At 35.4% G+C, this 23,958-nt stretch carries 25 protein-coding genes; 15 read left to right on the top strand and 10 right to left on the bottom strand.

The features are described 5' to 3' along the window. Positions 1 to 62 precede the first annotated feature (62 nt). Positions 63 to 1,382: a RagB/SusD family nutrient uptake outer membrane protein gene (locus J2Y60_RS15490; RefSeq protein WP_309919180.1), complete on the top strand. Its 1,320-nt coding sequence runs from the start codon at positions 63 to 65 to the stop codon at positions 1,380 to 1,382. Positions 1,383 to 1,580: 198 nt separating this feature from the next. Here the strand turns inward: J2Y60_RS15490 and glmS are convergent, their stop codons facing one another. The 3 genes from glmS to J2Y60_RS15475 all read right to left on the bottom strand — a co-directional run bounded on the left by glmS (position 1,581) and on the right by J2Y60_RS15475 (position 5,864). Next, complete coding sequence (gene glmS, locus J2Y60_RS15485) at positions 1,581 to 3,416, bottom strand: glutamine--fructose-6-phosphate transaminase (isomerizing) (RefSeq protein WP_309919698.1); 1,836 nt, start codon at positions 3,414 to 3,416, stop codon at positions 1,581 to 1,583. A 161-nt stretch (positions 3,417 to 3,577) separates the two neighbouring features. Then, complete coding sequence (locus J2Y60_RS15480) at positions 3,578 to 5,143, bottom strand: DUF4270 family protein (protein WP_309919183.1); 1,566 nt, start codon at positions 5,141 to 5,143, stop codon at positions 3,578 to 3,580. Further along, positions 5,055 to 5,864, bottom strand: a complete 810-nt coding sequence (locus J2Y60_RS15475) for a glycogen/starch synthase (protein WP_309919185.1) — start codon at positions 5,862 to 5,864, stop codon at positions 5,055 to 5,057. The genes J2Y60_RS15480 and J2Y60_RS15475 overlap by 89 nt, the downstream gene beginning before the upstream one ends. Positions 5,865 to 6,219: 355 nt before the next feature. Here J2Y60_RS15475 and panC point away from each other — a divergent pair, with 355 nt between their 5' ends. The 5 genes from panC (at position 6,220) to J2Y60_RS15450 (ending at position 9,893) form a co-directional block, all read left to right on the top strand. After that, entirely contained in the window at positions 6,220 to 7,056 is an 837-nt protein-coding gene (panC, locus tag J2Y60_RS15470) for a pantoate--beta-alanine ligase (protein ID WP_309919188.1), read from the top strand. Between the two features lie 104 nt (positions 7,057 to 7,160). Next, complete coding sequence (gene panD, locus J2Y60_RS15465; protein ID WP_309919192.1) at positions 7,161 to 7,511, top strand: aspartate 1-decarboxylase; 351 nt, start codon at positions 7,161 to 7,163, stop codon at positions 7,509 to 7,511. 92 nt (positions 7,512 to 7,603) lie between these two features. Next, positions 7,604 to 8,596: a lysylphosphatidylglycerol synthase transmembrane domain-containing protein gene (locus tag J2Y60_RS15460; RefSeq protein WP_309919195.1), complete on the top strand. Its 993-nt coding sequence runs from the start codon at positions 7,604 to 7,606 to the stop codon at positions 8,594 to 8,596. Beyond that, on the top strand, positions 8,568 to 9,044 hold the full coding sequence (gene rfaE2, locus J2Y60_RS15455; protein ID WP_309919198.1) for a D-glycero-beta-D-manno-heptose 1-phosphate adenylyltransferase: 477 nt from the start codon (positions 8,568 to 8,570) through the stop codon (positions 9,042 to 9,044). The genes J2Y60_RS15460 and rfaE2 overlap by 29 nt, the downstream gene beginning before the upstream one ends. 156 nt (positions 9,045 to 9,200) lie before the next feature. Next, positions 9,201 to 9,893, top strand: a complete 693-nt coding sequence (locus J2Y60_RS15450) for a zinc metallopeptidase (RefSeq protein WP_309919200.1) — start codon at positions 9,201 to 9,203, stop codon at positions 9,891 to 9,893. A gap of 291 nt (positions 9,894 to 10,184) precedes the next feature. Here the strand turns inward: J2Y60_RS15450 and J2Y60_RS15445 are convergent, their stop codons facing one another. After that, positions 10,185 to 11,837: an amino acid permease gene (locus J2Y60_RS15445; protein WP_309919202.1), complete on the bottom strand. Its 1,653-nt coding sequence runs from the start codon at positions 11,835 to 11,837 to the stop codon at positions 10,185 to 10,187. Between the two features lie 257 nt (positions 11,838 to 12,094). Between J2Y60_RS15445 and J2Y60_RS15440 the strand changes: the two genes are divergently transcribed. Then, positions 12,095 to 13,102, top strand: coding sequence for a glycosyltransferase family 2 protein (locus tag J2Y60_RS15440; RefSeq protein WP_309919205.1), 1,008 nt, complete (start codon positions 12,095 to 12,097; stop codon positions 13,100 to 13,102). A 3-nt stretch (positions 13,103 to 13,105) separates the two neighbouring features. On the opposite strand, the gene J2Y60_RS15435 is transcribed toward J2Y60_RS15440, so the two are convergent. Further along, positions 13,106 to 13,336, bottom strand: coding sequence for a PspC domain-containing protein (locus J2Y60_RS15435; RefSeq protein ID WP_309919208.1), 231 nt, complete (start codon positions 13,334 to 13,336; stop codon positions 13,106 to 13,108). Positions 13,337 to 13,788: 452 nt separating this feature from the next. On the opposite strand from J2Y60_RS15435, the gene J2Y60_RS15430 reads away from it, so the two are divergent. From J2Y60_RS15430 to mce, 3 genes are all read left to right on the top strand, one after another. Next, positions 13,789 to 13,983, top strand: coding sequence for a cold shock domain-containing protein (locus J2Y60_RS15430; protein ID WP_309919211.1), 195 nt, complete (start codon positions 13,789 to 13,791; stop codon positions 13,981 to 13,983). Between the two features lie 350 nt (positions 13,984 to 14,333). Further along, a complete protein-coding gene (locus J2Y60_RS15425; protein WP_184132988.1) occupies positions 14,334 to 14,528 on the top strand; it encodes a cold-shock protein in 195 nt (64 codons plus the stop codon). 100 nt (positions 14,529 to 14,628) lie between these two features. Beyond that, positions 14,629 to 15,033, top strand: coding sequence for a methylmalonyl-CoA epimerase (gene mce, locus J2Y60_RS15420; protein WP_309919213.1), 405 nt, complete (start codon positions 14,629 to 14,631; stop codon positions 15,031 to 15,033). 92 nt (positions 15,034 to 15,125) lie between these two features. On the opposite strand, the gene J2Y60_RS15415 is transcribed toward mce, so the two are convergent. From J2Y60_RS15415 to J2Y60_RS15405, 3 genes are all read right to left on the bottom strand, one after another. Beyond that, positions 15,126 to 16,091, bottom strand: coding sequence for a LiaI-LiaF-like domain-containing protein (locus J2Y60_RS15415; RefSeq protein ID WP_309919215.1), 966 nt, complete (start codon positions 16,089 to 16,091; stop codon positions 15,126 to 15,128). A gap of 77 nt (positions 16,092 to 16,168) precedes the next feature. Further along, positions 16,169 to 16,612, bottom strand: coding sequence for a PspC domain-containing protein (locus J2Y60_RS15410; RefSeq protein ID WP_309919218.1), 444 nt, complete (start codon positions 16,610 to 16,612; stop codon positions 16,169 to 16,171). 238 nt (positions 16,613 to 16,850) lie between these two features. Continuing rightward, positions 16,851 to 17,528 (bottom strand): hypothetical protein, encoded by a 678-nt coding sequence (locus J2Y60_RS15405; RefSeq protein ID WP_309919220.1) that lies wholly within the window; start codon positions 17,526 to 17,528, stop codon positions 16,851 to 16,853. Between the two features lie 163 nt (positions 17,529 to 17,691). Between J2Y60_RS15405 and J2Y60_RS15400 the strand changes: the two genes are divergently transcribed. Further along, positions 17,692 to 18,786, top strand: a complete 1,095-nt coding sequence (locus J2Y60_RS15400) for a glycoside hydrolase family 130 protein (RefSeq protein ID WP_309919223.1) — start codon at positions 17,692 to 17,694, stop codon at positions 18,784 to 18,786. Between the two features lie 157 nt (positions 18,787 to 18,943). Here the strand turns inward: J2Y60_RS15400 and J2Y60_RS15395 are convergent, their stop codons facing one another. Beyond that, positions 18,944 to 19,198, bottom strand: coding sequence for a hypothetical protein (locus J2Y60_RS15395; RefSeq protein WP_309919226.1), 255 nt, complete (start codon positions 19,196 to 19,198; stop codon positions 18,944 to 18,946). A 169-nt stretch (positions 19,199 to 19,367) separates the two neighbouring features. Here J2Y60_RS15395 and J2Y60_RS15390 point away from each other — a divergent pair, with 169 nt between their 5' ends. The 3 genes from J2Y60_RS15390 (at position 19,368) to J2Y60_RS15380 (ending at position 22,521) form a co-directional block, all read left to right on the top strand. Beyond that, positions 19,368 to 19,970: a nucleotidyltransferase family protein gene (locus J2Y60_RS15390; RefSeq protein ID WP_309919229.1), complete on the top strand. Its 603-nt coding sequence runs from the start codon at positions 19,368 to 19,370 to the stop codon at positions 19,968 to 19,970. A gap of 358 nt (positions 19,971 to 20,328) precedes the next feature. Then, a complete protein-coding gene (locus J2Y60_RS15385) occupies positions 20,329 to 21,132 on the top strand; it encodes a helix-turn-helix transcriptional regulator (RefSeq protein WP_309919233.1) in 804 nt (267 codons plus the stop codon). A 291-nt stretch (positions 21,133 to 21,423) separates the two neighbouring features. Continuing rightward, positions 21,424 to 22,521 carry an AIR synthase-related protein gene (locus tag J2Y60_RS15380; protein WP_309919236.1) on the top strand — a complete coding sequence of 366 codons (1,098 nt, stop codon included), beginning with the start codon at positions 21,424 to 21,426 and terminating at the stop codon, positions 22,519 to 22,521. 102 nt (positions 22,522 to 22,623) lie between these two features. Here J2Y60_RS15380 and J2Y60_RS15375 read toward each other — a convergent pair whose 3' ends face one another. Next, positions 22,624 to 22,812 (bottom strand): hypothetical protein, encoded by a 189-nt coding sequence (locus J2Y60_RS15375; RefSeq protein ID WP_309919239.1) that lies wholly within the window; start codon positions 22,810 to 22,812, stop codon positions 22,624 to 22,626. Between the two features lie 183 nt (positions 22,813 to 22,995). Between J2Y60_RS15375 and J2Y60_RS15370 the strand changes: the two genes are divergently transcribed. Next, positions 22,996 to 23,943 (top strand): hypothetical protein, encoded by a 948-nt coding sequence (locus J2Y60_RS15370; protein WP_309959185.1) that lies wholly within the window; start codon positions 22,996 to 22,998, stop codon positions 23,941 to 23,943. The last annotated feature ends 15 nt before the right edge of the window (positions 23,944 to 23,958 follow it).

The following is a 23,958-nucleotide window of genomic DNA, read 5'->3' as shown; positions in this document are numbered from 1 at the left end:
TTTTAACAAATTGACCAACTCATTCTAAAAGTAGATTATTCATTTTTAATTAAGAATAGACGATGAAACTCAAGATAAAAATATTTACAACCAGCCTTTTAGTCGCTTCAAGTATGATGCTGATTAACTGTAGCTTGGATATTAAGAATCCGAACGGCCCAACAGACGCTCAGATTTTATCAACACGTGACGGACTTATTACTTTAAGTGTGGGGTTACGACAGAATTATTCGACGACAGCATTGAGTGCCTTGGTTTTAACTCCTGGTACTACATCACGAGAAACCAAAGGAATTACCACTTTTACAAACATCATTGAAATAGAGGCAGGCGGAACTGCTTTGCCAACATTCAATGGTAACGTGTTGGGGGTATGGTCTAGAATGTTTCGTATCATGGGCATGGCCGATGATATTATTGCAAGTGCTCCTGGAGTTTTAGCAAGTGATGCTGCTCTTAAAAGTGGTATTGTAGCCCATGCTAATTTATTCAAAGCAATGGCATTGGGCGGTTTGGCTACTTCTTTTGAAAAACTGCCTTTACAAACAGATAAATTAGGACAAGCCATTTATGCTGACCGTACAGAGGCATTAAAATTAGCCGTAAAATTATTAGACGATGCCGTAACGATGGTATCGACGACAGCCCCTTCGGCTGAATTTAAGACTAAAGTTACAGGAGCAGACTTTGACCTTATTAATACCATTCAAGCTTATCGTGCAAGATACAACATGATGCTTGGCAACTTTGACGCAGCCATCGCAGCCGCTAATGCGGTGGACTTGTCAAAGAAGTCGTCATTTGTTTTTTCTTCACAAAGTCAGAATCCAATTTATACAGCTACGCAAATCAGCAAAGATTATGCTCCGCGTGATAACTTTGGTTTACCTACCGCTTTGGTAGATGCTGATGACAAGCGTTTGGCTTTCTATTTAGCTACGCCAGATGTAGTAGTAGGGGGGGAGAAGTTAAAAAGACTCGTAGGTTTTTTTGATGCTGTTGACCGTCCTATTCCAGTGTATTTGCCAGACGAAATGCGTTTAATCAGAGCAGAAGCCAATCTTAGAAAAGCTACTCCAGACCTTGTATCGGCTTTGGCTGATATCAATGCCGTAAGAACACAAGCTTCGGGCGATGCCTTTGGCGTAAATGCAGGATTATCAGCTTATGCTGGTGCAGTAAATAAAGATGCTTTATTAATTGAAGTATATAAACAACGTTGTGCCGAGTTGTTTATGACAGGATTGAGATTAGAAGACAGTCGTCGTTTTGGTAGACCTGCTCCTCCAGCTAGTTTGATAGAACGTACACGTAATTTCTACCCATATCCTGACCAAGAAAGGTTGACGAACCCAAATACGCCAGCCGACCCAAGTATTTAATCATCATAAACTAATATATGCCAGATAATGGGGCAAGCGAAAGCTTGCCCTTTATTGTTTTATATTGTGCCTTTTCGAGATACTATATGAACCTTTCGAAGAGCAAAGTCTAGCATCCTGTGTCTGAAAATACAAATATATCAGCCTCCTAAAGTCCTTTAGTCCAAAATCCTCCAGTCCTAAAGTCCAAAAACAAATCTACTCAACCGTAACAGACTTAGCCAAGTTTCTAGGTTGGTCTACATTACAGCCTCTTAATACGGCAATATGATACGATAATAGTTGCAATGGAATAGTGGCCACTAACGGAATCAAAGCCTCGTGCATGGCAGGAATTTCGATAGTATAATCAGCCATCGTTGGAATCAATTTATCTCCTTCGGTTACGATGGCAATTACCTTTCCTTTTCTGGCTTTTACTTCTTGAATATTCGATACTACTTTTTCGTAAGAGCTATCTTTCGTAGCGATAAACACTACAGGCATCTCTTCATCAATCAAAGCAATAGGGCCATGTTTCATCTCTGCCGCAGGATAACCCTCTGCATGGATATAGGAGATTTCTTTAAGCTTCAATGCTCCTTCTAATGCTACAGGGAAGTTATAACCACGACCCAGATAAATAAAGTTACGCGAGTCCTTGAACTGTTCAGCAATTACTTTGATTTTCTCGTCTGTCTTCAGAACCGTTTCTATTTTAGATGGAATACGTTCTAATTCAAATAATAATCTTCTGAAAGTATCTTCGTGTAATGTGCCTTTTTTACGGGCAACGGCTATCGCCATCATCGCCAATACTGTTACTTGTGCCGTAAAGGCTTTGGTAGAAGCCACACCGATTTCAGGGCCAGCATGCGTATAAGCACCTGCATGGGTAGCCCTTGGAATAGATGAACCCACCACATTACAAACACCAATGATGGTTGCACCTTTAGATTTTGCTAGTTCAATTGCGGCTAGCGTATCGGCTGTTTCTCCTGACTGTGAAATTGCAATCACGAAATCTCCTTCTTTGATGATAGGGTTACGATAACGGAATTCAGAAGCATATTCTACTTCTACGTTGATGCGTGCCAATTCTTCAAAGATATATTCTGCTACTAAACCTGCGTGCCATGATGTACCACAAGCCACAATCACGATACGCTTTGTTTTGGCTAATTTTTCAACATAATCACGTAAACCGCCCAATACTAAAAGACCACTGTCAGCATTTACACGACCACGCATACAATCGGCTACTGAACGAGGTTGCTCATAGATTTCTTTGAGCATAAAGTGTTCGTAACCTCCTTTTTCAATCGCTTCAAGCTCTAATTCTACTGTTTGGATATAAGGTGACTGAAGGATATTATCAACGTTTTTCACTGTTAATTCTCCATCACGCACTACTGCCAATTCATAATCATTCAAATAAATTACTTCGTTGGTATATTCTATAATTGGCGTGGCATCTGAAGCAAAAAAGAATTCGCTATCGCCCACACCAATTACTAATGGAGAGCCTTTGCGGGCAGCAATTAATTGAGAAGGATTAGTAGCATCCATAATAACTATAGCATAGGCACCTACTACCTCCTTCATCGCCAAACGAACGGCCTCTTCAAGCAAACAACCAGTATTTACTTGGATATCTTCAATAAAATGGATGAATACCTCTGAATCTGTATCAGAATAAAAAATATGCCCTTTCTTAATAAGGTTTTTCTTGATAGAAGAATAATTTTCTATGATACCATTGTGAATAATGGCTAAGTTTTTGGAAGCAGAGTAATGTGGATGAGCATTTACGTCATTCGGCTCGCCGTGGGTTGCCCAACGTGTATGCCCTATACCAATGTTACTGTGAAGGTTTTCGTTTGTAAGGGCTTCTTCAAGGTCTTTTACCTTTCCTTTCTTTTTGTAAACATTTAGTCCATCGTTCAATAAAGCAATACCTGAACTATCGTATCCACGGTATTCTAAACGTTTTAATCCCTTGATAATTAAAGGATAGGCTTCACGATGCCCAATATAAGCCACAATGCCACACATATATTTATAGTTTAATTGGTTATCACTATTGCTTCTGTATAGATGATTGTAAGAGGTAATCAGCCAGAAGAAGAAATAGTCAGTAATATATTGCCACAAAAATAGAGCGGAGAATCCATATTATGGTTCTCCGCTCAAGAATAATTTCAAGAAATTACAGATTATTTTGTAACGTAAGTATAATAAACTTTCAGCTTGATATTATTACGGTCAAAAATTGCACGTGTAACATCAGGGTTAAGTACACTTTTACCTAAGACAGGCCCTCTTGCTCCAGTAGTAGAGTTAGTTGCAAATAGCGTAGGAGCAATCATCCAACCAATATTCTTTTTTCTACCCGCTAAAATGTTTTGTAAAGAACTCGTTACATTAAAGGAATACTCATTTGTCCTGCTTGCGTAAGATGCTGTTGTACCTTCACCCAATACAAAAGAAAAACTTCCATCGCCTGTCGTTGTCGTTCTCAGAGGCCTATTGGCAGGTGTTGTTTCTACCAGTATTAAATCACTTGGGTAAGTATATCCTGCGGGGTTACCTTTAGGTTCAAGGATTAATTGAGCTTTGTTGATAGCGATGTCTTTATTTTCTTTTAGCTTTAATAAGCTTGGGAAGGTTACTTTTATCGCAACACCTGTACCAGACTGTAAATAAGCTTCATTATTAGTCTGACTAGCCGGTAAAATATCAGTTGCCTTAGTTAGCTTACTTATTGTTGTACCAGTACGAGTAGGCGTTATTTTATTGAATCTTGCATTAAAGCTCGTTCCGTCTGCATTTGTGATAGCCACATAAAAATTATTAGATTTTGTCGTATCAACAGTCACGGTACTATCCGAAGTATTAGCAGAGTTTCTTACAGTATAAGTATATTTATAGTGATAATAAAGTTGCATTTGAACTCCTCCTGACGCAAACCCCAGAATTGCTGCATTATTATTACTTTCAGAAACCAGTGCTAGACCTCTCACAATTTCTTTGAAACCAGTACCTACTAATGCTTCAGTTTTAGCGATGTCTCTTTGACTTTCTAAAAACTTCACAAAAGATGGCTCGGTGATTGGTATTCTAAGCGAGTCAAATTTACCTGTAGTACCCTGAATCACTCTTTTATCTCTGATAGGGCGAATTTTTACATTATTTAATTGACCAATCGGAGTAGGATTCAACGCTGGACCAGTACTGTTATTATAATAAACAGTAGTAGGGTCGAGGGTGGCAGTAGATGCCAATTGATATACTTTGAAACTTTGATTTTGAAGCGTATCTCCTTGAACAAAACTATACGGTAAAATCAAGCGAATAGAGTCATTTTTAGAAGGGTACGTTATCCATTTTACATTACTTCTGCCAGCAGTATCTACGTTAGAACGAATAGTATCTGCTGTTAAGTTTGATATTTGGAAATAGGCTGTAGCTTGTACAGCACCCAAAGTAGGATCAATTAAACGACCCACCAAAAGATTACTGGTACTATAGCTAGCGATAGAATCTAATAATACTGTAGAAGCATCAACTGTTAAGGTATCAGTATATAGTAAGCCAATGTCTTCAACAAAAACATCTGAACCTACCCCTTTAGGGTCTTCGCAGGCAGATAAAATTGCTAAAAAAGAAAAGAAAACACCAAAAATGAATGCTTTACGCACTTGCCAACTCCGTGTAAATATTGTAGTAACTGTCAATACTCTCTTCTGGAACGTATTCCAATTTTTTTGCGGGTAATTCATTAAAAATAGTGTTAAATTTCTCAGATACTTCTTCTTCCATCGTAATCACGACGTCGGCATATTCTACGCCAATCTTAACAAAACCTTGATAATCTGCTGACTCTAAACTTCCCAGCATATCATCTTCAACATTCAACATTTTTACTTTGTCATATAGTCCTTCAAAAGCAAATTTATGAGCAAAGTCGTTGTTGAAAACAGAAAATACCGTCTTAGAATCTTTAAACATAGGGTCGTTTCTGTAAGTAGTCTTTAAATACAAAGGTATTAAAGCCGTCATCCAGTCGTTACAATGTACTATATCAGGAGACCATCCCAATTTTTTTACAGTTTCAAGCGCGCCTTTACAGAAAAATATTGCACGCTCATCGTTATCTGCATAAAATCTGTCTTCTTTGTCGGTAAAAACGTACTTTCTTTGAAAATAGTCTTCGTTATCGATAAAATATACCTGTAATTTTGCCGATGGCAAAGAGGCTACTTTAATTGTTACGGGCTTATCGTCGTCACCAACTGGTACCGTAAACCCAGATAACCTTACTACTTCATGAAGTCGGTTTTTACGTTCATTAATTAACCCGAAACGAGGTACTAAGATTCTTATTTCAAACCCTTTTTCCTGCATAGCAGCAGGGAGTTTTCTAACAAAATTAGCTACTTGAGTCGTAGAGAGAAAAGGGTCAACTTCACTGGCAACGTAAAGGATACGCAATTTAGACATTGTTGTCGTTGTTAGGAGCTTTGATGTTGTTAAAAAGTGTTAAAGGGGCATAGTAGTTGACGTAGTTGATGATTTTATTGAATGAAATCTTTCGATTTCACCAAAGCAATAAATACTTATTTGCCAGAATCTAAACAACAAACATTCTTGACTGAATTACCTAAAAACTACTAAAACAAAAAGTCAAAGCAAGAAGGATTCACATAAAAATTATGCAAAAATATAAAAAAAATACGGAAATTCCACAAAAAATTGAACGTGAATGTGTTTAGAATGAATAACAACACGCATAAAGCTGTATCAATGACACAATTTTTTGTTCATTTAAACCCGAAAAATTAAAGAATAAAATATTATGCAAGTATTTTTTGAGATTAAGACTTTACAAGCATATTTAAAAAATCAGCGTAAGTCAGGAAAAACAATCGGCTTTGTTCCTACCATGGGAGCACTCCATCAAGGGCATTTGTCGCTGATTGAAACTGCTAAAAATCAAAATGATGTAGTAGTATGTAGTATTTTCGTCAACCCTACTCAATTTAACAATCCGCACGATTTAGCGGTATATCCTCGTACCTTGGAAGCTGACTGTAAAATGCTTGAAGAGGTAGCTTGTGATATAGTTTTTGCTCCGAGTGCATCCGAAATGTACCCGAGCTTGCCCACCTTAAAATTTGATTTTGGTACACTTGAAAATGTCATGGAAGGGAAGTTTCGACCGGGGCATTTTAATGGTGTTGGTATCGTAGTTTCAAAATTATTTAACATTGTACAGCCCAATAAAGCATATTTTGGACAAAAAGATTTACAGCAATGTGCGGTAATCAATTGTTTAGTAAAAGATTTGAGCTTTTCACTTGACTTGGTGATTTGCCCTACTCAAAGAGAAACAGATGGACTGGCGATGTCGTCAAGGAATCGGAATTTAAGCGAAGACCAACGCGTGATAGCTCCAGAGATTTATAAATCTTTATCGGCTGCAGCGGAATTACTAAAGACTAAATCATCTACAGAAGTCAAGCAGTTCGTTACAGATTATTTTGAGGTAATTGAAGATGTCGAATTAGAATATTTTGAGATTTCAGACTTTGAAACCTTATTGCCTATTGAGGAACTTTTGGAAGGAAAAACGGCTTTGTGTATTGCGGCTTTCTTGGGCAAAACCAGATTGATTGATAACATAATTATTTGAAATAGTCAATCATTAGGAAGCTGTAAAAATAATCTATCTTTGTATCATAATTTTCAAAGAGTAGATTAACACTGTTTGATATTCACGTTTATTAAAAAATTATTATGTTTCTTCATGTAATGAAATCAAAGCTCCACAGAGTAAAAATTACTCAAGCGGAGTTGAATTATGTCGGAAGTGTCACGATTGACGAGGACCTGATGGATGCCGCCAATTTGATTGAAAATGAAAAAGTACAAATTGTAAATAATAACAATGGCGAGCGTTTTGAAACGTATGTAATTAAAGGAGAACGTGGCTCGGGTACTGTTTGTTTGAACGGAGCCGCAGCCAGAAGAGCCCAAGTTGGCGATATTGTTATTATTATTGCTTATGCCATCATGACAGATGAGGAGGCTCGTGTACATAAACCTAGTTTAGTGTTTCCTGATGATAACAACAGATTGGTAAATTAGTGTGTTGCTGTCTTTCTTGTTCAAATTGAGTATTGGTAAAATTACCTATTCATTATTTACCAATACTCAATTCCTATTTGTTGACTTCTCTTATGAAAAAAATACTTCAATATACCATTTCGCTAGTTTTGGCGGGAGGCTTGCTTTGGTTTGTATTTAAAGACATTAGTTTGTCTGAAATGCTTGACGAGTTCAAGAAAGCAGATTATAAATGGTTGATGCTTTCTGGAATTTTGGCAATCATCGCCCACGTCAGCAGAGCCCTTCGCTGGAAAATGCTAATGAAACCCCTTGGATACCGACCATCCACTTTTAATACAACCCTTGCTGTTTTTATTGGTTATTTTGCTAATTATGTCATTCCCAGAATGGGAGAGGTGTCACGATGTGGAAGTTTGAAAAAAACCGATGATATCCCTTTTGAAAAATCATTTGGAACAGTACTGACCGAAAGAATTTTCGACGTGGTATCCTTGCTGATAGTATTAGCCTTAAACTTAATTTTAGAGTTTGATAAGCTACAGCATTTTTTTATGGAACAGTTCGCTTCAAAAATATATCTGATAGTTGGTCTGTTGGCATTTTTAGCCGTAGGAGGCATTATAGGAATCTATTTGTTTAGAAAATACCAGCAAAGGTTATCAGATGTACCAGTACTGGGTAAAATAGTAGGCTTTTTGAATGGTTTATTAGACGGTTTGATGAGCATCAAAAAAATCGAAAAGCCGTTTCTATTTATCTTTTTATCAGCCAATATTTGGGTAATGTACTGGCTTTCGGCGTATGTGCTTTTCTTTGCCATTCCCGAAACCACCCATTTAAGTTTATTGGCAGGGCTGACTGTACTAACGATGGGTTCATTTGGAATGGCAGCACCAACCCAAGGAGGCATTGGCCCTTTTCATTTTTTGGTAGGAAACGCCTTAGTACTTTATGGCTTGCCCCAGAAAGACGGTATTATTTTAGCTACTTTTATACATGGTTCGCAAATGGTTACGTTGTTAGCTTTAGGGGCACTAAGTTTCTTGATTACCTTATTTATTAAACCGAAAACTAATGACACAAGACAAAGTAGTAACCCTTAATGAAGCAATAGAACGAGCGGAAAATTGGCAAAGTGAAGGCAAAAAAATAGTTTTTACAAATGGCTGTTTTGACATCGTGCATTTAGGGCATATTGATTATTTAGAAAAGGCTAGAAACCTTGGCGATAAGCTGATTTTAGGATTGAATACTGATGCATCCGTAAAGCGTTTGAAAGGCGAAAGTCGTCCTGTGGTGAATGAATATGCTCGGTCAAGAATGATGGCAGCATTTGAATTTATTGATGCTGTGGTACTTTTTGATGAGCCTACTCCCAAAGAATTAATCGAAAAAGTGAAACCAGACATTTTAGTGAAAGGGGATGATTATACCATTGAAACTATTGTAGGGGCAGATTTTGTTATAGAGAAAGGAGGGGAAGTAAAAACCATACCTTTGGTAAAAGGTTATTCTACCACTTCATTAATAGAAAAAATTAAACAAATTTAATAGCGAAGTAAGTAGTGATTGGGAAACGGTTTGCCGTTATCAGTTGTTTACTATAAATAAAAAACCTTAGTTAAATTGTATTGATTACTATTGTATAAATTAATTACGAGTTATTAATATTCAAAACTCATCACTCATAATTCATAACTTTTACTTATGATAGGCATATATTTAATTACTTTAGTTTTTGCAGGAATTGGAATGTTCGTGCAATGGAGATTAAAAAGTAAATTTCAACAGTATTCAGAAATTGGTTTGGCGAATGGATTGTCTGGACAAGAGATTGCAGATAAGATGTTGCGTGATAATGGAATTTATGATGTAAGAATTATTTCTGTAGAAGGGCAATTAACCGACCATTATAACCCAGCTGACAAAACCGTTAATTTAAGTCCTGATGTATATTATGGCAGGAGTGCTTCTGCGGCAGCAGTAGCCGCACACGAATGTGGACACGCTGTTCAGCATGCTACGGCGTATTCTATGTTACAGTTCCGTAGTTCAATGGTACCAGTATTGAGCATTGCTAACAACTTTATGCCAATAGCATTGATGATTGGGATGATGCTTTTGTATTCTACGGGCAATAAATTAGTATTGACTATCGGGGTAGCGATGTTCGCACTAGCTACTTTGTTCAGCTTTATTACGTTACCTGTAGAGTTTGATGCTTCAAGAAGAGCCTTAGCTTGGATGAGCCAACGCAACGTAGTAACGCAACGCGAGCATGAAATGGCAAAAGACGCGCTTTGGTGGGCAGCAATGACTTATGTAGCGGCTGCTTTAGGTATGTTAGCACAGCTATTATATTATGTGTCTTTACTGTCTGGTAGAAGGAGCGACGATTAACTAGATGGGTATCAGTTTATTGACTATAAACATTAGTCATCCTGAATCTTTCTTTGAAATAATGAGTTTTAGAGATTTTGTATGTATTATAATCTAGTCCTTACTTTTCTTGTCTTGAAACAAGAAAAGTAACAAAAGAAATTCAAGAATTCCTAAACTCGCTATCGCTCAAACAGTAGGAATTCGTTGTTTATCAATCATAAAAAAGCGATCGAAATTAGTTTTTCGATCGCTTTTTTATGATTGATAAAATTCAGGATAATTTATATTTCTATGATAACTTACTAAAGTTTACTTAGCAAGTTTACTATTTTTATAACCATACATAAAATAGATAACCAAACCGATAGCAAGCCAGATTAAGAAGATTGTCCAGTTTGTAATGCCTAGCTCAGTCATTAAATAAAGGTTTGTCAGAATCCCTAAAACTGGTAAAATCGAGAATTTGTGCATATACGCAAGTACTGCTAAACCAGCCCACACTAACCAAAAGACAATTAAAAGTGGTTTGGTTTCAAGTTCTGAAAAGAAAATATTGTTATTAATAGAAAAAGCTAATGCAATAATTAATAGAGGACCAACGATAAACTGCCCATTCAAATAAGGGATTTTGAATTTAGCATCTTTAGATAAACCTTGATAATCTAAGTATAGCACGCCTCCACAAACCAAAATAAAGGCAAAGAATGTTCCTACACTGGTTAAGTCAACAAAGAAGCCCATATCCAAAAACAAAGAAGGAACTGCTACTACAAAGCCAGTAACAATAGTGGCAAAACTTGGCGTTTTGAATTTAGGGTGAATTTTTGAAAAACGTTTCCAAAGTAAACCATCACGACTCATAGCCATCCAGATTCTAGGTTGCCCCATCTGATAAACTAATAAAGCACTAGTAATGGCTACTACGGCTGAAACGGAAATGATACCCGCCATGAAATCGAAATTGATTTTTTGGAAAACATATGCCAACGGATCATCTACTTTTAGTTCAGTATAATTCACCATGCCCGTCAAAACTAGGGTAATACAAACGTATAATATAGCACATATTACCAGACAGTAAATCATCGCTCTTGGTAAATCTCGTTGTGGATTTTTACATTCCTCCGCTGTGGTAGAGATTGAATCAAAGCCAATAAAAGCAAAGAATACTGAGGCTACACCACCTAATACACCCTGCACTCCATTAGGAGCAAATGGTGACCAGTTTTCGGGTTTAACATAAAACGCTCCTACGGAAATTACGAGTAGGATGACCACTAATTTTAATACAACCAAGAAATTACTAGCAGTTCTTGATTCTTTCATTCCCACATATACTAAGGATGTTACAAGCATTGTAATTACGCCTGCTGGTAGGTCTATTAACAGCTTGATATTCCCTAAAACAGGTGCATTTTCATAAGCTTTTGCAGCGAATAAGTCGCTATCAGTTTGTTTAGCAGTAACATCTAGGCTAGCTAAAAATGCCTTATGAGCGGTGCCATAATCTATTGTCAGGTAATCTGGAAAGTTTATGCCAAAACCATGTAGCATACCCACGAAGTATTCAGACCATGAGATGGCTACCACCATATTAGATACGGCATATTCCAGAATCAATGCCCAACCGATAATCCATGCGAAAATTTCGCCAAATGAAACATAGGCATACGTATAGGCACTCCCAGAAACGGGGACCATTGAAGCGAATTGTGCGTAGCAGAGTGCTGTGAAAATACAAGCAATAGAAACGAAGACGAAAAGTAATGAAACTGCTGGGCCGCCCTCAAAGCTTGCTCTGCCAATTGTACTAAAAATACCAGCCCCGATGATGGCTGCAATACCGAATGAAGTAAGGTCTCTGACTCCAAGAATCTTCACTAATCCCCCCCCGTGCGAGTCTTCGCTTTGTTGTAAAACGTTATTAATAGATTTGCGTCTGAAAATAGAATTGTCTGACATTTAGTTTGAAGTTAAGTATTTGCCATTGAAAATATTCTTAAATCTAAACAAGTAAATTGATAATGCCATAAATAATTAAGATAGATTCTTATTTCAAAAAATCAAATTATCTTTGCATTTAGATCATTGTAGTATTTCAAGGTTATTTGAAATATAATCAATTCTCATGAACCCAGTCTGTTATAAGCTTGAAGAAATAAGTGAAATTCCAATAATAAAAATGAAGCACTTTGCTCTAAAATAGCTAAAATTCCTTTATGAATCAAATCGCAGTAGTCATTTTAAATTATAATGGTCAAAAACATTTAGCTGATTTTTTACCCTCTGTTATACAATTCTCATCTTGTGCTACAATATATATTGCAGACAATGCTTCTACCGATAATTCGCTAGCATTATTAAAAACTGAATTTCCAACAGTTAATATTATTGAGCTTACCGAAAATCATGGCTTTGCACAGGGCTATAACGAAGCACTGGCATTGGTTGAAGCAGAGTATTATGTATTACTGAATTCAGATGTCGAGGTGACTCCCCATTGGATTGAGCCCATTATTGAACTGATGAGTAATGATAGGACTATTGCGGCTTGTCAACCTAAAATAAAGGCTTATGCCCAAAAAAGTCATTTTGAATATGCAGGAGCCGCAGGAGGATTTATTGACCATCTGGGCTATCCCTTTTGCCGAGGAAGAATTTTTCAGGAAATAGAAGAAGACTTGGGGCAATATAACGATACCAAAGAAGTATTTTGGGCTACGGGTGCGTGTATGTTCGTAAGAGCAGATGTGTTTCACCAAGTAGGGGGCTTTGATGGAGACTTCTTTGCACACATGGAAGAAATCGACCTTTGTTGGCGAATACACCATGCGGGGTATAAAGTATATACTTGCGGTACGTCTGAAGTATTTCATGTAGGCGGAGGCACTTTACACAAATCTAATCCTTACAAAACTTTTCTGAATTTTAGAAACGGTTTGGCAATGCTGTATAAAAACCACCCAGAAGAGGGCTTTGCCTTGGCTATTTTAACCAGATTAGTACTAGATGGAGTGGCTGGAATAAAGTTTTTGTTTTTTGATACGTGGCAAGACTGCTGGGCTGTAGCAAGGGCACATTTTGATTTCTATGCACATTACTATAGTTGGTACAAGAAACGTCAACAGCTTCAACGGAAAAAAAATATCAGCACCGTATATCGTAGAAATATAGTTTGGCAACATTTTATTAACGATATAAAAACTTATCCAGAAATACCCCAGTAGATATTACAATTCCCAAACAGAAGGATTGTTGTATTGACGATGATAACGACGAATGTTCATCCAGAAGGCAAGTACTAAATAAAGAATCACTGGCGAGCCAACAGTAATAAAAGATACGTATACAAAATACAAACGAATGCTACTGGTAGAGATACCTAATTTCTCACCAATTTTTGTACAAACTCCAAAAACGTGGTGTTCTACAGAGTATTTTAATTTTAATGTATTTGGCATGGCTTTAGGTCAAAAAACTGAGTTCTAATTAATTATGTTAGAAAAACTAAAATAAAGTTACGTTGTTTAAATGGTTTATCAAAAAAAAATAGCGTTGTATAAAACGTATTTTTAGGACTTATATTATTTTAATAATTATTTGTATTGAAATGATATAATTTATTATAAATATAGTTATATTAAGTTTTTTATTTTTTAAAAAATATTTATTTAAAAATAGGAATACACAAAATTATACTTACATTTGGGTATTAATAGTAACAAGAGTGGCAAGTTTTTAGTACAAAGTAATTAGTTTTCAAGAGTCCGTTGGTTCCCTTAGATTCAATTCTCCTTGATTATCACATGCTTCGAATATCAATCTTAACTTTTATGGCTATTAATTATCAAAAGGCAGTTATGATGCTTTTAGATAACTATTTGTATCATTATCAAACATTCTTTTTTACGTCATGCAAACAGGAACAGTTAAATTTTTTAATGAAAGCAAAGGCTTCGGCTTTATAGTTGACAGTGAAAGTGGACAAGAAATATTTGTTCACGTAACGGCATTAGGTGGAATTCATTTACGCCAAGATGACAAAGTTTCATTCGATATCGTAGAAGGTAAAAGAGGTCTTAACGCTGCCAATGTTAAGAAATTGTAGTTAGTGTAAGTGCTGTTTTAGTGGATTCAATACGAAAGAATCGTAAAATAAAGTTCAGTACAGTATTATTGTGAATAATTTAAAGTTTTGGTTTCATTACAAATGTAGCAGAACTTATTGTAGACCTGTTTGCTATGTTGCTTGGGATTAAAATTTTAATTCTATTTAGGTTATAAATTACTTCTTAACTATTTAATTTTAAGAGTAAAAGGCGAAAGCCGAGTTAGCGAGACAAATCTTTCTTCTTTTAGAGGATTTAAACATATTAGTTTTGCATATATTGATTACCAGTATAATCAGAACAAACCGTAGTATTTTTTATTTTTTCAATTTTTTTTATATCAATTTTTATGCAAACTGGTAAAGTTAAATTTTTCAACGAATCTAAAGGCTTTGGATTTATCGTTGATGATGAGTCTAATGAAGAAATCTTTGTTCACGTAACAGGATTATCTGGCACAACGATTCGTGAAAATGACTCTGTTTCTTTCGACGTACAAGAAGGAAAGCGTGGCTTAAATGCTGTGAATGTGAAGAGAATCTAATTTTTTTTAGATAGATAGTCATTTAAAACCCTGGCCTTTTTAGGTTGGGGTTTTTGTTTTTTATAAATTGTCGCTTTCTCATTATAAATATTTAAAGCAGATGATGGCACAAGTAGAACATATCGGAATAGCAGTAAAAGACTTGGGTATTTCTAACGAATTATTCTCTAAACTTTTGGGTGTACAACCATTTAAGCAGGAGGAGGTGGCATCTGAAGGGGTGATTACTTCATTTTTTCAGGTAGGACAAACCAAAATCGAATTACTGGAAGGAACTCATGAAAATAGCCCGATTACAAAGTTTATCGACAAAAAAGGAGAAGGTATCCATCATATCGCTTTTGAAGTAGCCAATATTTATGAGGAGATGGAAAGACTAAAAGGAGAGGGCTTTACCTTGTTGAATGAAGTGCCTAAAGATGGTGCAGATAATAAATTAGTATGTTTTCTACATCCAAAAGGTACGAATGCTGTATTGGTAGAACTTTGTCAGAGTAAAGTATAACAAAAAAGATTTGTTGTCAAATCTCAAGACAGGTAAAAAGGGATAACAAAAAAAGATTCGACAACTTTTATAAAGTTGTCGAATCTAATATACTAATATCTCTTAACTTTCAATTCTTGTAAACCTCCATCAAAATTAATGTTGATTTTTTTGCTAGCTTTTTCAAAATTTGGTGTTTCCCAATGTCCATTTTTTTGAATAAATCCATCAAAATCTTTAGAGTTTAGTCCACCATCAATATCTATTCTACAACCAACTGCTTCAGGAATATTAAATTCGATAGAAGTCAAGCCTGATTCTACTTGTACATCTAAATTATCTACTTTGTCTCCTAGTTTAACATCCGTTTCAGTTACACCAGTTTTAATAGAAAGTTTTTTGACTTTATATTCACTCAAATCGAAATCTGCTTTGCCTGCCCCAAATTCAAAATTCATATCCCAAAGCACACTTGGGTTTAGCTTTAAATTGATTTTGTTGTGGTTGTCATCGCTAAGGTTGAAATGATTTTTCTTTCCTTTTAAAGCAAAAGCAATGTTTGGACTGCTAGAATCGCCTGTTTTTTTAAGCGAGATATTACCAAAATTTAAGTCGGCATCAGCTTCTACTAAATCATTTGAAGCTCCATTAATGACAAACTCTGCTGCACCGCCTGTAAATTCAAATGTAGCAGATTTAACTTGTGGACTCATTGATTCTACAAGTTTTTGCTTTGTTCCTTTAAATTGGTAGTCTTCGTTATCATTATCATTATCATCGTCGTCATCATCATTCAAGTCGATATGAACATCATGGTCGTTGAAAGCATGTTCTACCTTTTCTTTACAGCTCCTTACTATTACGATAGGAATAGCTATGCAAAGTAAAATAATGGTAATGACAGTAGCCGAACGACTACTCTTGCCAATAAAAGCAACCAAGCCTAAATAGATTAATAAAAGTGGCCATAGTCTTGAGATTTCGTGCCAATTGATATTAAACCAACCAAACTCTTTTCCTAGGAATAGGAAACCAAGCAAGATTAAAAATCCTCCGGTAAAAATACTTTTTGAATTCATCGTTAAAAGCGTTTAAGTTTTGAAGCCGTTATCAATAACCGTTTTCAGTTTATTCATAACGGCCTCAAAATGTCGATTTAGAAGTTAGTTTTGTCGTTATCGTTATTGAAGTTAATCTTATCTTTTTCTTTGAAGATAATATAACCACCCACACCGATTAAAATAAGAGGCCAGAATTTGCCAAAGTCAAAATCAGGAATCCATTCGTCTAATAAGAATATCGTACCTAATACTATTAAAATAATGCCCCAAACTTTGCTTGAATCCTTTTTCATGTTAGTAAATGTTGTTGAGTTAAAATTTGAATCTTCTGGAGTACTTGTTGTTTCCCACTGATGTTTCACTGGCAATGCTATCCACAAGATAATATACATCCAGAAAAAAATACCATGAGTAAATATTAAACCCAAAAATAAAAGTAATCTGACTATTGATACATCAAAGCCGAAGCGTTCTGCTAGTCCAGCTGCTACACCCCCTAATTGTCCTTTTGAAGGTATGCGATAAAGAGAATCGTTCATGGTTGTCGTTGTTTAGTTTTTTTGTTTAGAGTTTTATAAAAATAGATTTAACAATAATTTTAAATAGTTCTTTTCGTTTGATGGATGAAATTTATACCGACCTTAAAGATTATCAATCTGAAAATGAATAGACGGTACATTTGACTTTATGAATGGATTTTTTTGATGGCGAGTTTTAAAATAAAAAAATCCTTTGAGCGTTTTGGCCCAAAGGATTTTTAATGATGTAAGCAATAAGTTATGGCTTTTTGAGTTTAAGTTTAGCTTCTTCTACCTTTTTTTGCTGATTTATAAGCCCCTCATTCATCAATAGCTGATCTTTTTTGTTTTGTTCTACTTCCATTTGTAGTCTTTCTAGCTCAACTCTATTTTCCTCTATCTTCAACAAAAGCCTATCTTTTTCTTTTTTATTGTTTTCAATGGCTCTTGTCAGTTTGTCGGAAGTCGTTACAGATTTAAGTTGTCTAGTTTTAATATCTTCCACATTCTTTTCTTCTATTCTCACCTCTTCATGGCGTTTTAGTACCTCTACAAAATCATTCAAAATCTTTTCGGCTGCTAAATACTTAGGATGCGAGCCATTCACATATACCTCGTCGCCAAAACCTATTGAAAGGAAAATTTTACTTCTCCCTCGTTCAGCCGTTATTTTACTGACCACCATCACAGGGTCTGGTGAAATACTTGATATTCTAGCCCCTGTAATTCTAAAAACATTATTTCTGCCTACTTCTACACTGCCGTATTTGGCAAGCTCATTTTGCCAACTTTGTTTGATATACTTATCTTCAATAGAAACAGTTGTATATACTCCTTCTTTGGTGGCTCTTTCTATTTCTTGGGTTCCCGAGAATACTTGTGCACGAATACTTTGAATACTGATTAATAAAATAAAAACTAAACACAGCTTTTTCATAAATAAAAAGAATGGTTATTATGAATGATTTGGTTAAATGTTTTTGCAAGTTAAGATGCTGAGGTTGTTTCAACAAAATAAGTCGATGTTAAATTAACCTATAATACCGATTAACTTGTAGATAATTTTAGATAGATTTATAAAAACAATCATCAAATATCCAATGAAATTAAAATTACTCATCTTTTTCAGCGTCATTGCCCATTTGGCGGTGGCTCAAAATACAGATTGGTCTTTAAAAGGCTTTTCTAAACCCAAAGAAAATCCAATTTTAATGGCCGACTCTAGCTATGTGTTTGCTTGTCCGATGACTAATATGTCGGTAAAATGGCAAAAAGCAGATGTTTTTAATCCCGCCGCTATTGTTAGAAACGGAAAAGTATATGTTTTATTTCGAGCAGAAGATATACCCGGTACAAAAATTGGCTTTCGTACCTCTAGGATAGGCCTAGCAGTAAGCAATGATGGCATTCATTTTACAAGAAGAAAAACGCCAGTATTATTTCCTGCGAAAGACGAATTTTCTAAATATGATAATCCTGGTGGGTGCGAAGACCCACGCATTGTACAACGGGCAGATGGAACGTATATTGTAGCGTATACTGCTTGGAATAGAGATGTTGCCAGACTTTGTATTGCAAGTTCTAAAGACTTAATTCATTGGAAAAAACATGGCCCTGCTTTTGGAAAAGCCTACGATGGTAAATTCGTGAATATATGGTCGAAGTCAGGTTCAATTGTTACTAAAATGAATAATGGTAAGATTACGGCTACCAAAATTAAGGGTAAATATTGGATGTATTGGGGAGAAAAAGGAGTTAATATCGCCACTTCCGACGATTTAATTAATTGGACACCGCTAGTAGAACCAAATGGTGAATTGAAATTTGTCATAAATACCAGAGCAGGCAAGTTTGATAGCGATTTAACAGAACCCGGTCCGCCAGCGATATTGACCGACAAAGGAATTTTACTATTATACAATGGAAAGAATGCCAACGGAGAAACAAGAGATATGAAACTTCCTGCTGAAACCTATTCGGGCGGACAAGTACTTTTTGATGTCAACGACCCTACAAAAGTGATAGAAAGACTTGATGAGTGTTTTATCAAACCAGATTTGCCTCATGAAATGCGTGGGCAATACAAAGCTGGTACTACTTTTATTGAAGGCTTGGTCTTTTTTAAGCAAAAATGGTTTCTATATTATGGCACTGCCGATAGTATGGTGGGGGTAGCGGTGAAAAATGGTTTGTAAAATAGCTTTTATACACCATTTATCACTAGTGAGGGACTTAAGTCCCTCGCTAGTGATAAGGTTTGAAAACTCATGATATGACTTCCAATTTATTTGGAGTTGCCATAAAACTTCCAAAGCCATGCTATGAGTTACGAGTGACTGAGGAACAGTCAAGTCAATCCTTCGCAGAGCGAACGATAAGATTGGTTACTTCAAAAATACAACGAGCAGGCTTTACCTTGTCGGTAAAACTAGCATCTAATTCAGCTAATGAAAAAAGCACTTCATAACCATCAGCCGCTTTTACGATATGGTATTTGCTTAGGTTTTCGCCTTTCAGCTGTTTGCCTAAAGTAACACCAGCCTTGCCTAATATTTCTGTTACAGGTACTCCCGAATATTTATAAACTTTTCCGTTGTGGCGGTACAAGACATTTTACGATTTTAATGGATGAAGCTTTTAGGGGTTTTAAGCTATTGAATGACACAAATAGGCTGATTGAACATCTGACCAACACTTTGTAATTAACAAAACAGTCTTGGAATTCCGGTCGAGACTGTTAAATTAGTTTGTGAATAGGTTTCTTCTTATCAAAACTATGAAAATTTCATCTTTAATCTTGGCTGCGGGTAGCTCAAGTCGTTTGGGTAGTCCTAAGCAATTGGTAGAATACCAAGGAGAAATACTTGTAAGTAAAATTACTCGTGTGGCATTAGCAGTAACAGAAGAGGTATTAGTAGTGTTAGGAGCCAACGAAAAACTAATTCAACCTGAATTAAACAACTTACTTCAAGAAAATATCTCACGTTTACAAATAAAAACCAATCCTGAATGGCATAAAGGTATGGGAAACTCTATAAGTTTTGGCGTACAAGCACTTGCAGAAAAATCAGATGCCATTTTGATACTATTGTGCGACCAACCTTTTGTAAAGCAAGGGATTGTGCAAAAAATGTTGCAACTTTTTGCAAATCAGCATCATTCAATTGTTGCCTGTAAGTATGCGAATCAACTGGGCGTGCCAATCTTATTTGACAAAAAATATTTTCCAAGATTAATACAATTAGATGGTGACAGCGGAGCAAAAGCAATTTTGAAGGATTATACGGATGAAATTATAAGTATAGATTTTCCAGAAGGGATATATGATATTGACACACAGGAAGATATAAATAAGCTTAAAATGCATAGTAATGCTTGAAAACAAAAAAGCCGAAGTATTAGCTTCGACTTTTTGAAAAATAATCTTGTGGATGATAATGAGTTTTCTGGCGGGGCAACTGTAAATCCAGATTATTTTTATTAATGGATCACGTTAAAATGGTGGTTAAGCACAAAGAAACGACTTTGGCAGAGATAAGAATAATTCAATAAAAATACGAATAACGTTTTTTTATTTGTTATCTTTCTTTAATAGTAATTTCTAATGCAAATATATGCAATGTTTAGTTCCCTAAGAATAGCCAAAGTGTCTATTTTACACAATTTATAAAAGTATTTTAGTATAAAATACTCATACAAGTTTTTTGTTCTAAAATTTTCTAAAATTCTACAAGATAATGGAGTCTCTTTCAAAAAATTCTATCGAACTATTGTTTCGTAAATGTTTGGATGCAGTGAGTCAGGTAGCGGGAAATGCTACTGAGAAGTCCGTTGAAAAATATTTACAAGACTTGGGTTTTTTTAGCATAGCTTCTACTTTACCTAATGCAGTCTACCAAATTATGGACATGCGCACGCTCAGCTATAAATTTGTGGCTAATACCGAATTGGCCTTGGGGATTCATCCCGACGAATTTATTGAAAAAGGTGTACAGAAAGTATTGACGATGATGGTGCCTAATATGCAAAATGTATCGGCAGTTCCTGAATTATTACAATTTATGTACAATTCTATCAAAGAAGCTCCCCGCGAAATCCGTGAAAGTTTTGTGGCATACGGATATGGGTTGCAGTATTATAGGCCGAGCAAAAAACCTTTTCATTCACTGGTTCAATTAATTGGATTAGAATTTGATGAAGAAGGTTTACCTACTGTCTGTTTTCTGATAGACCAAGATATTGAGCATTTAGTAAAGAAATTAGATAATTATTTAGGACGAGTAAGTTTTAGAAAAGGTGATTTTGTTACGACCTTTTCTTCCTCAGAGATGCAATTAAAAAAACAGGATATTTTTTCGGATAGGGAAATAGATGTATTAAAAATGCTATTAAGGGGTTATGAATCGAAGCAAATTGGTGAAAAATTGTTTATTAGCTCTAATACAGTAGATAACCATCGGAAAAATATGATTCGTAAACTGGGTGCCCGCGATACCACCGCTCTCGTACAATTAACTAAACTTCTTGGAATTTTAAAATAAGTAAACGCTAACAGCATTACCCTATGATTTTTAATTTACTCACTGTTTGAAATATATTTACCTTCATATAAACCAATATGGATTATTTACTAAAAATAAATAATTGATAATGAAACTGTTTAAACTTTCAGTTTCTGAGGTGAAAGTATTGTATTTTTGCATTGATTTTTTCAAAATTTTCGAAGCATAGCATCGCTACGTTGAGTAAATTTTGGAACAAGCTATTCTAAAAGACTTAGCTTTACCCGAAAGGAAAAGTTTAAACAGCTTCAATGATAAGATACAGCCAAAGTGAGACAGCAAGAAACTATCCAACAGTTAATACTACCAACGAGCGATATTATTAAACAACTAGCTATCCTCCCAGAAGAGTTTGATAAGGTTATGATAATCTTAAAACGTATGTTTGAGGTAGTTCAAAAAGGGTACATTCCTAAGGGAGATTTTGATAAAGAGGTGTTGAACAATACTCAGCTTGGGGTTGCAACGCTTGCTAACGAACAAGAATTTAGGAAATTTAGTATCGATGCAGTAGAGGATGTGAAAGACGAAGAGATAGTTTTGGTAGCGAAACATCTTTTAACACAACCTAATAGATGTTCTAAAACATGGATTTCTGCACCAGACGATATTGGTATTCTATTTGATGTTGCAAAAAGGAAGCTCCCTACCAACACTGTTATTATAAAAGTACCTGATTCAGATAAATATATTATAGCGACGGCTGTCGGTAATGTTCATGACCTAACCGCAGAACACGGTTATACCGTTAGTGTGGCAGAAGCATCACGAAATATTGTTTGTGCGGGTGGGAAGCCTATTGCTATTACCAACTATTTGCCATCGCAACCCATCATGATAGGTGTTTTAGAAAAAGCAACTAATATGATGACGATTGATTTCAAGCATGAAGGCGATTTGATATATTTAATAGGTGCTTCTAAAAACGACATTATTGCCTCTGAATACTTACATGCTTATAAAAACATACAAGTATCAGTTCCTTCAGTTTTAAATGTGCCAGAAGAACAAAATATTCAGGACATAGTAGCACAATTAATTGAAAATAAAGCTATTCAGTCGGCTCTTAGTGTATCGGGTGGAGGTTTGTTCATTGCCTTGGCTGAGGCCGCAATGGCTAATAATCTAGGATTTAGCATCAGAACAAACTCGGCTTACCGTAAAGATGCTTTTTTGTTTGGTGAAGCACAGAGTCGCGTATTGGTATCAATTACACTAGACCAATATGCTCTTTTTGATGCCATCATAGCAGCAACGGATGTGAAGGCAAGTTTCTTAGGAAAAGTAAAGAAGGGCAATTTTGTGATTGATGCTGAAACAATTATGGCTACATCCGAAGCAAAAGATTTGATTACAAAACTTAGTTGATTGACAGCACTAAGCAAGTGTTGATATAAAAAGAGGTTGCCTCAAAAACATTTATTATATTGTGTTTTGAAGCAACCTCTTTTAGGAAGAACTTGAATGTTACTAAGGATCAATCAATTTATGTTTTTTGTTATATTCTACAATAAATACGATTACCTCGCCAATAATACCCACTGTCGCAGTGAAGGTATCTCCCAACCAAATTAATAAAAAAGCAAAAACGATAAACAAGCCAATCAACTGTGCGGTCGAAAGTTCGTTATCTTCTGAGTGTTGTGTTGAATTAGACATCGTTAAAAAATTTTGTGAATATATAATTTATACTAAGATATGAAAAAATGTAAAAATTTCAAGTGGATTTTAGTGTTTAATTGTGTTTTTTTTCAATTGATAGTACAAACTTATGTGCAAGCTCAGGAAAAATTAATATCTCTGGGTAATTCTTCTGTTAAATTAAAAAATAACAATTTTTACTTGTTGAAGATTATCGACGAGCGTAGTGATAAACTCAGGGTAGGACTGGTATATAACGAGGAAAAGGATGATGTGTATTTGAATGTAGTAAATGGTGTAACCAAAGCAAGTAATGAATTTTTAACAAAATTCACGAGAAAAAATGCTAGTGCTTATCCTATTATTATTAAAATAAAAGAACTAAAAGTAGTTGAAAAAATTGTAAATGCTAAAATTATCAATGGGCATAGCGAGATAAAAGTAGCATTTGGCTTTATGCGAGATACTACTTTAATAGACTTAACGTCGTTTCAAACTAAAATTACGTTTACCCGCAGTTTTAATGCCGACAACCATTTTGAATACCTCATTGGGCGATTGCTAGATAAGTCAATGATATATTTTGACCAATGGATGACAATCAATTATGATAAAAACCCAGCCTTGGCTAAATCTCTCAAAATTAATCTTCAAGCAGATTACGGTGTAGATAATCCTGTAAGTGGCGATACAGTTTTTTGGTCGCCCAAGCATAAATTATCTTGGCAAGATTTTGAGGGCAAAAAACCACAGAATTCAAAGTATGCAGCACAGGTCTTTACGAATTTTGAGTACGGAGCCTTTACAGATATTAAAGACGGCGTATTGATCATAGATTTACAATTAAAGGCTTATTTGTTGAAAAGTTCTTCATGGACGATGGGCATGCTTACAGAATATAGCCTTGCTCATGAACAATTGCACTTTGATATTACCAAAGCAATTATAGAGCGTTTTAAAAAGAAAGTCACTAAAATATTGACGCTCGATAATTATGATAGTGAATTACAGCTATTATTTATTGAAATGTATCGAGAATTTAATCGTTTACAAAGGGAATATGATGCTGATAGTAACCATAGTATTAATTTTGTAGGACAACAAAAATGGCAATCGTTGATTTCAGAGGAATTGAGAGAAATACGATAACCACAAAAATTTTAA

It is taken from the genome of Arcicella sp. BE140, assembly GCF_031456255.1.
Lineage (GTDB): Bacteria > Bacteroidota > Bacteroidia > Cytophagales > Spirosomataceae > Arcicella > Arcicella aquatica.
This window is presented reverse-complemented; position numbering and strand designations above follow the sequence as displayed.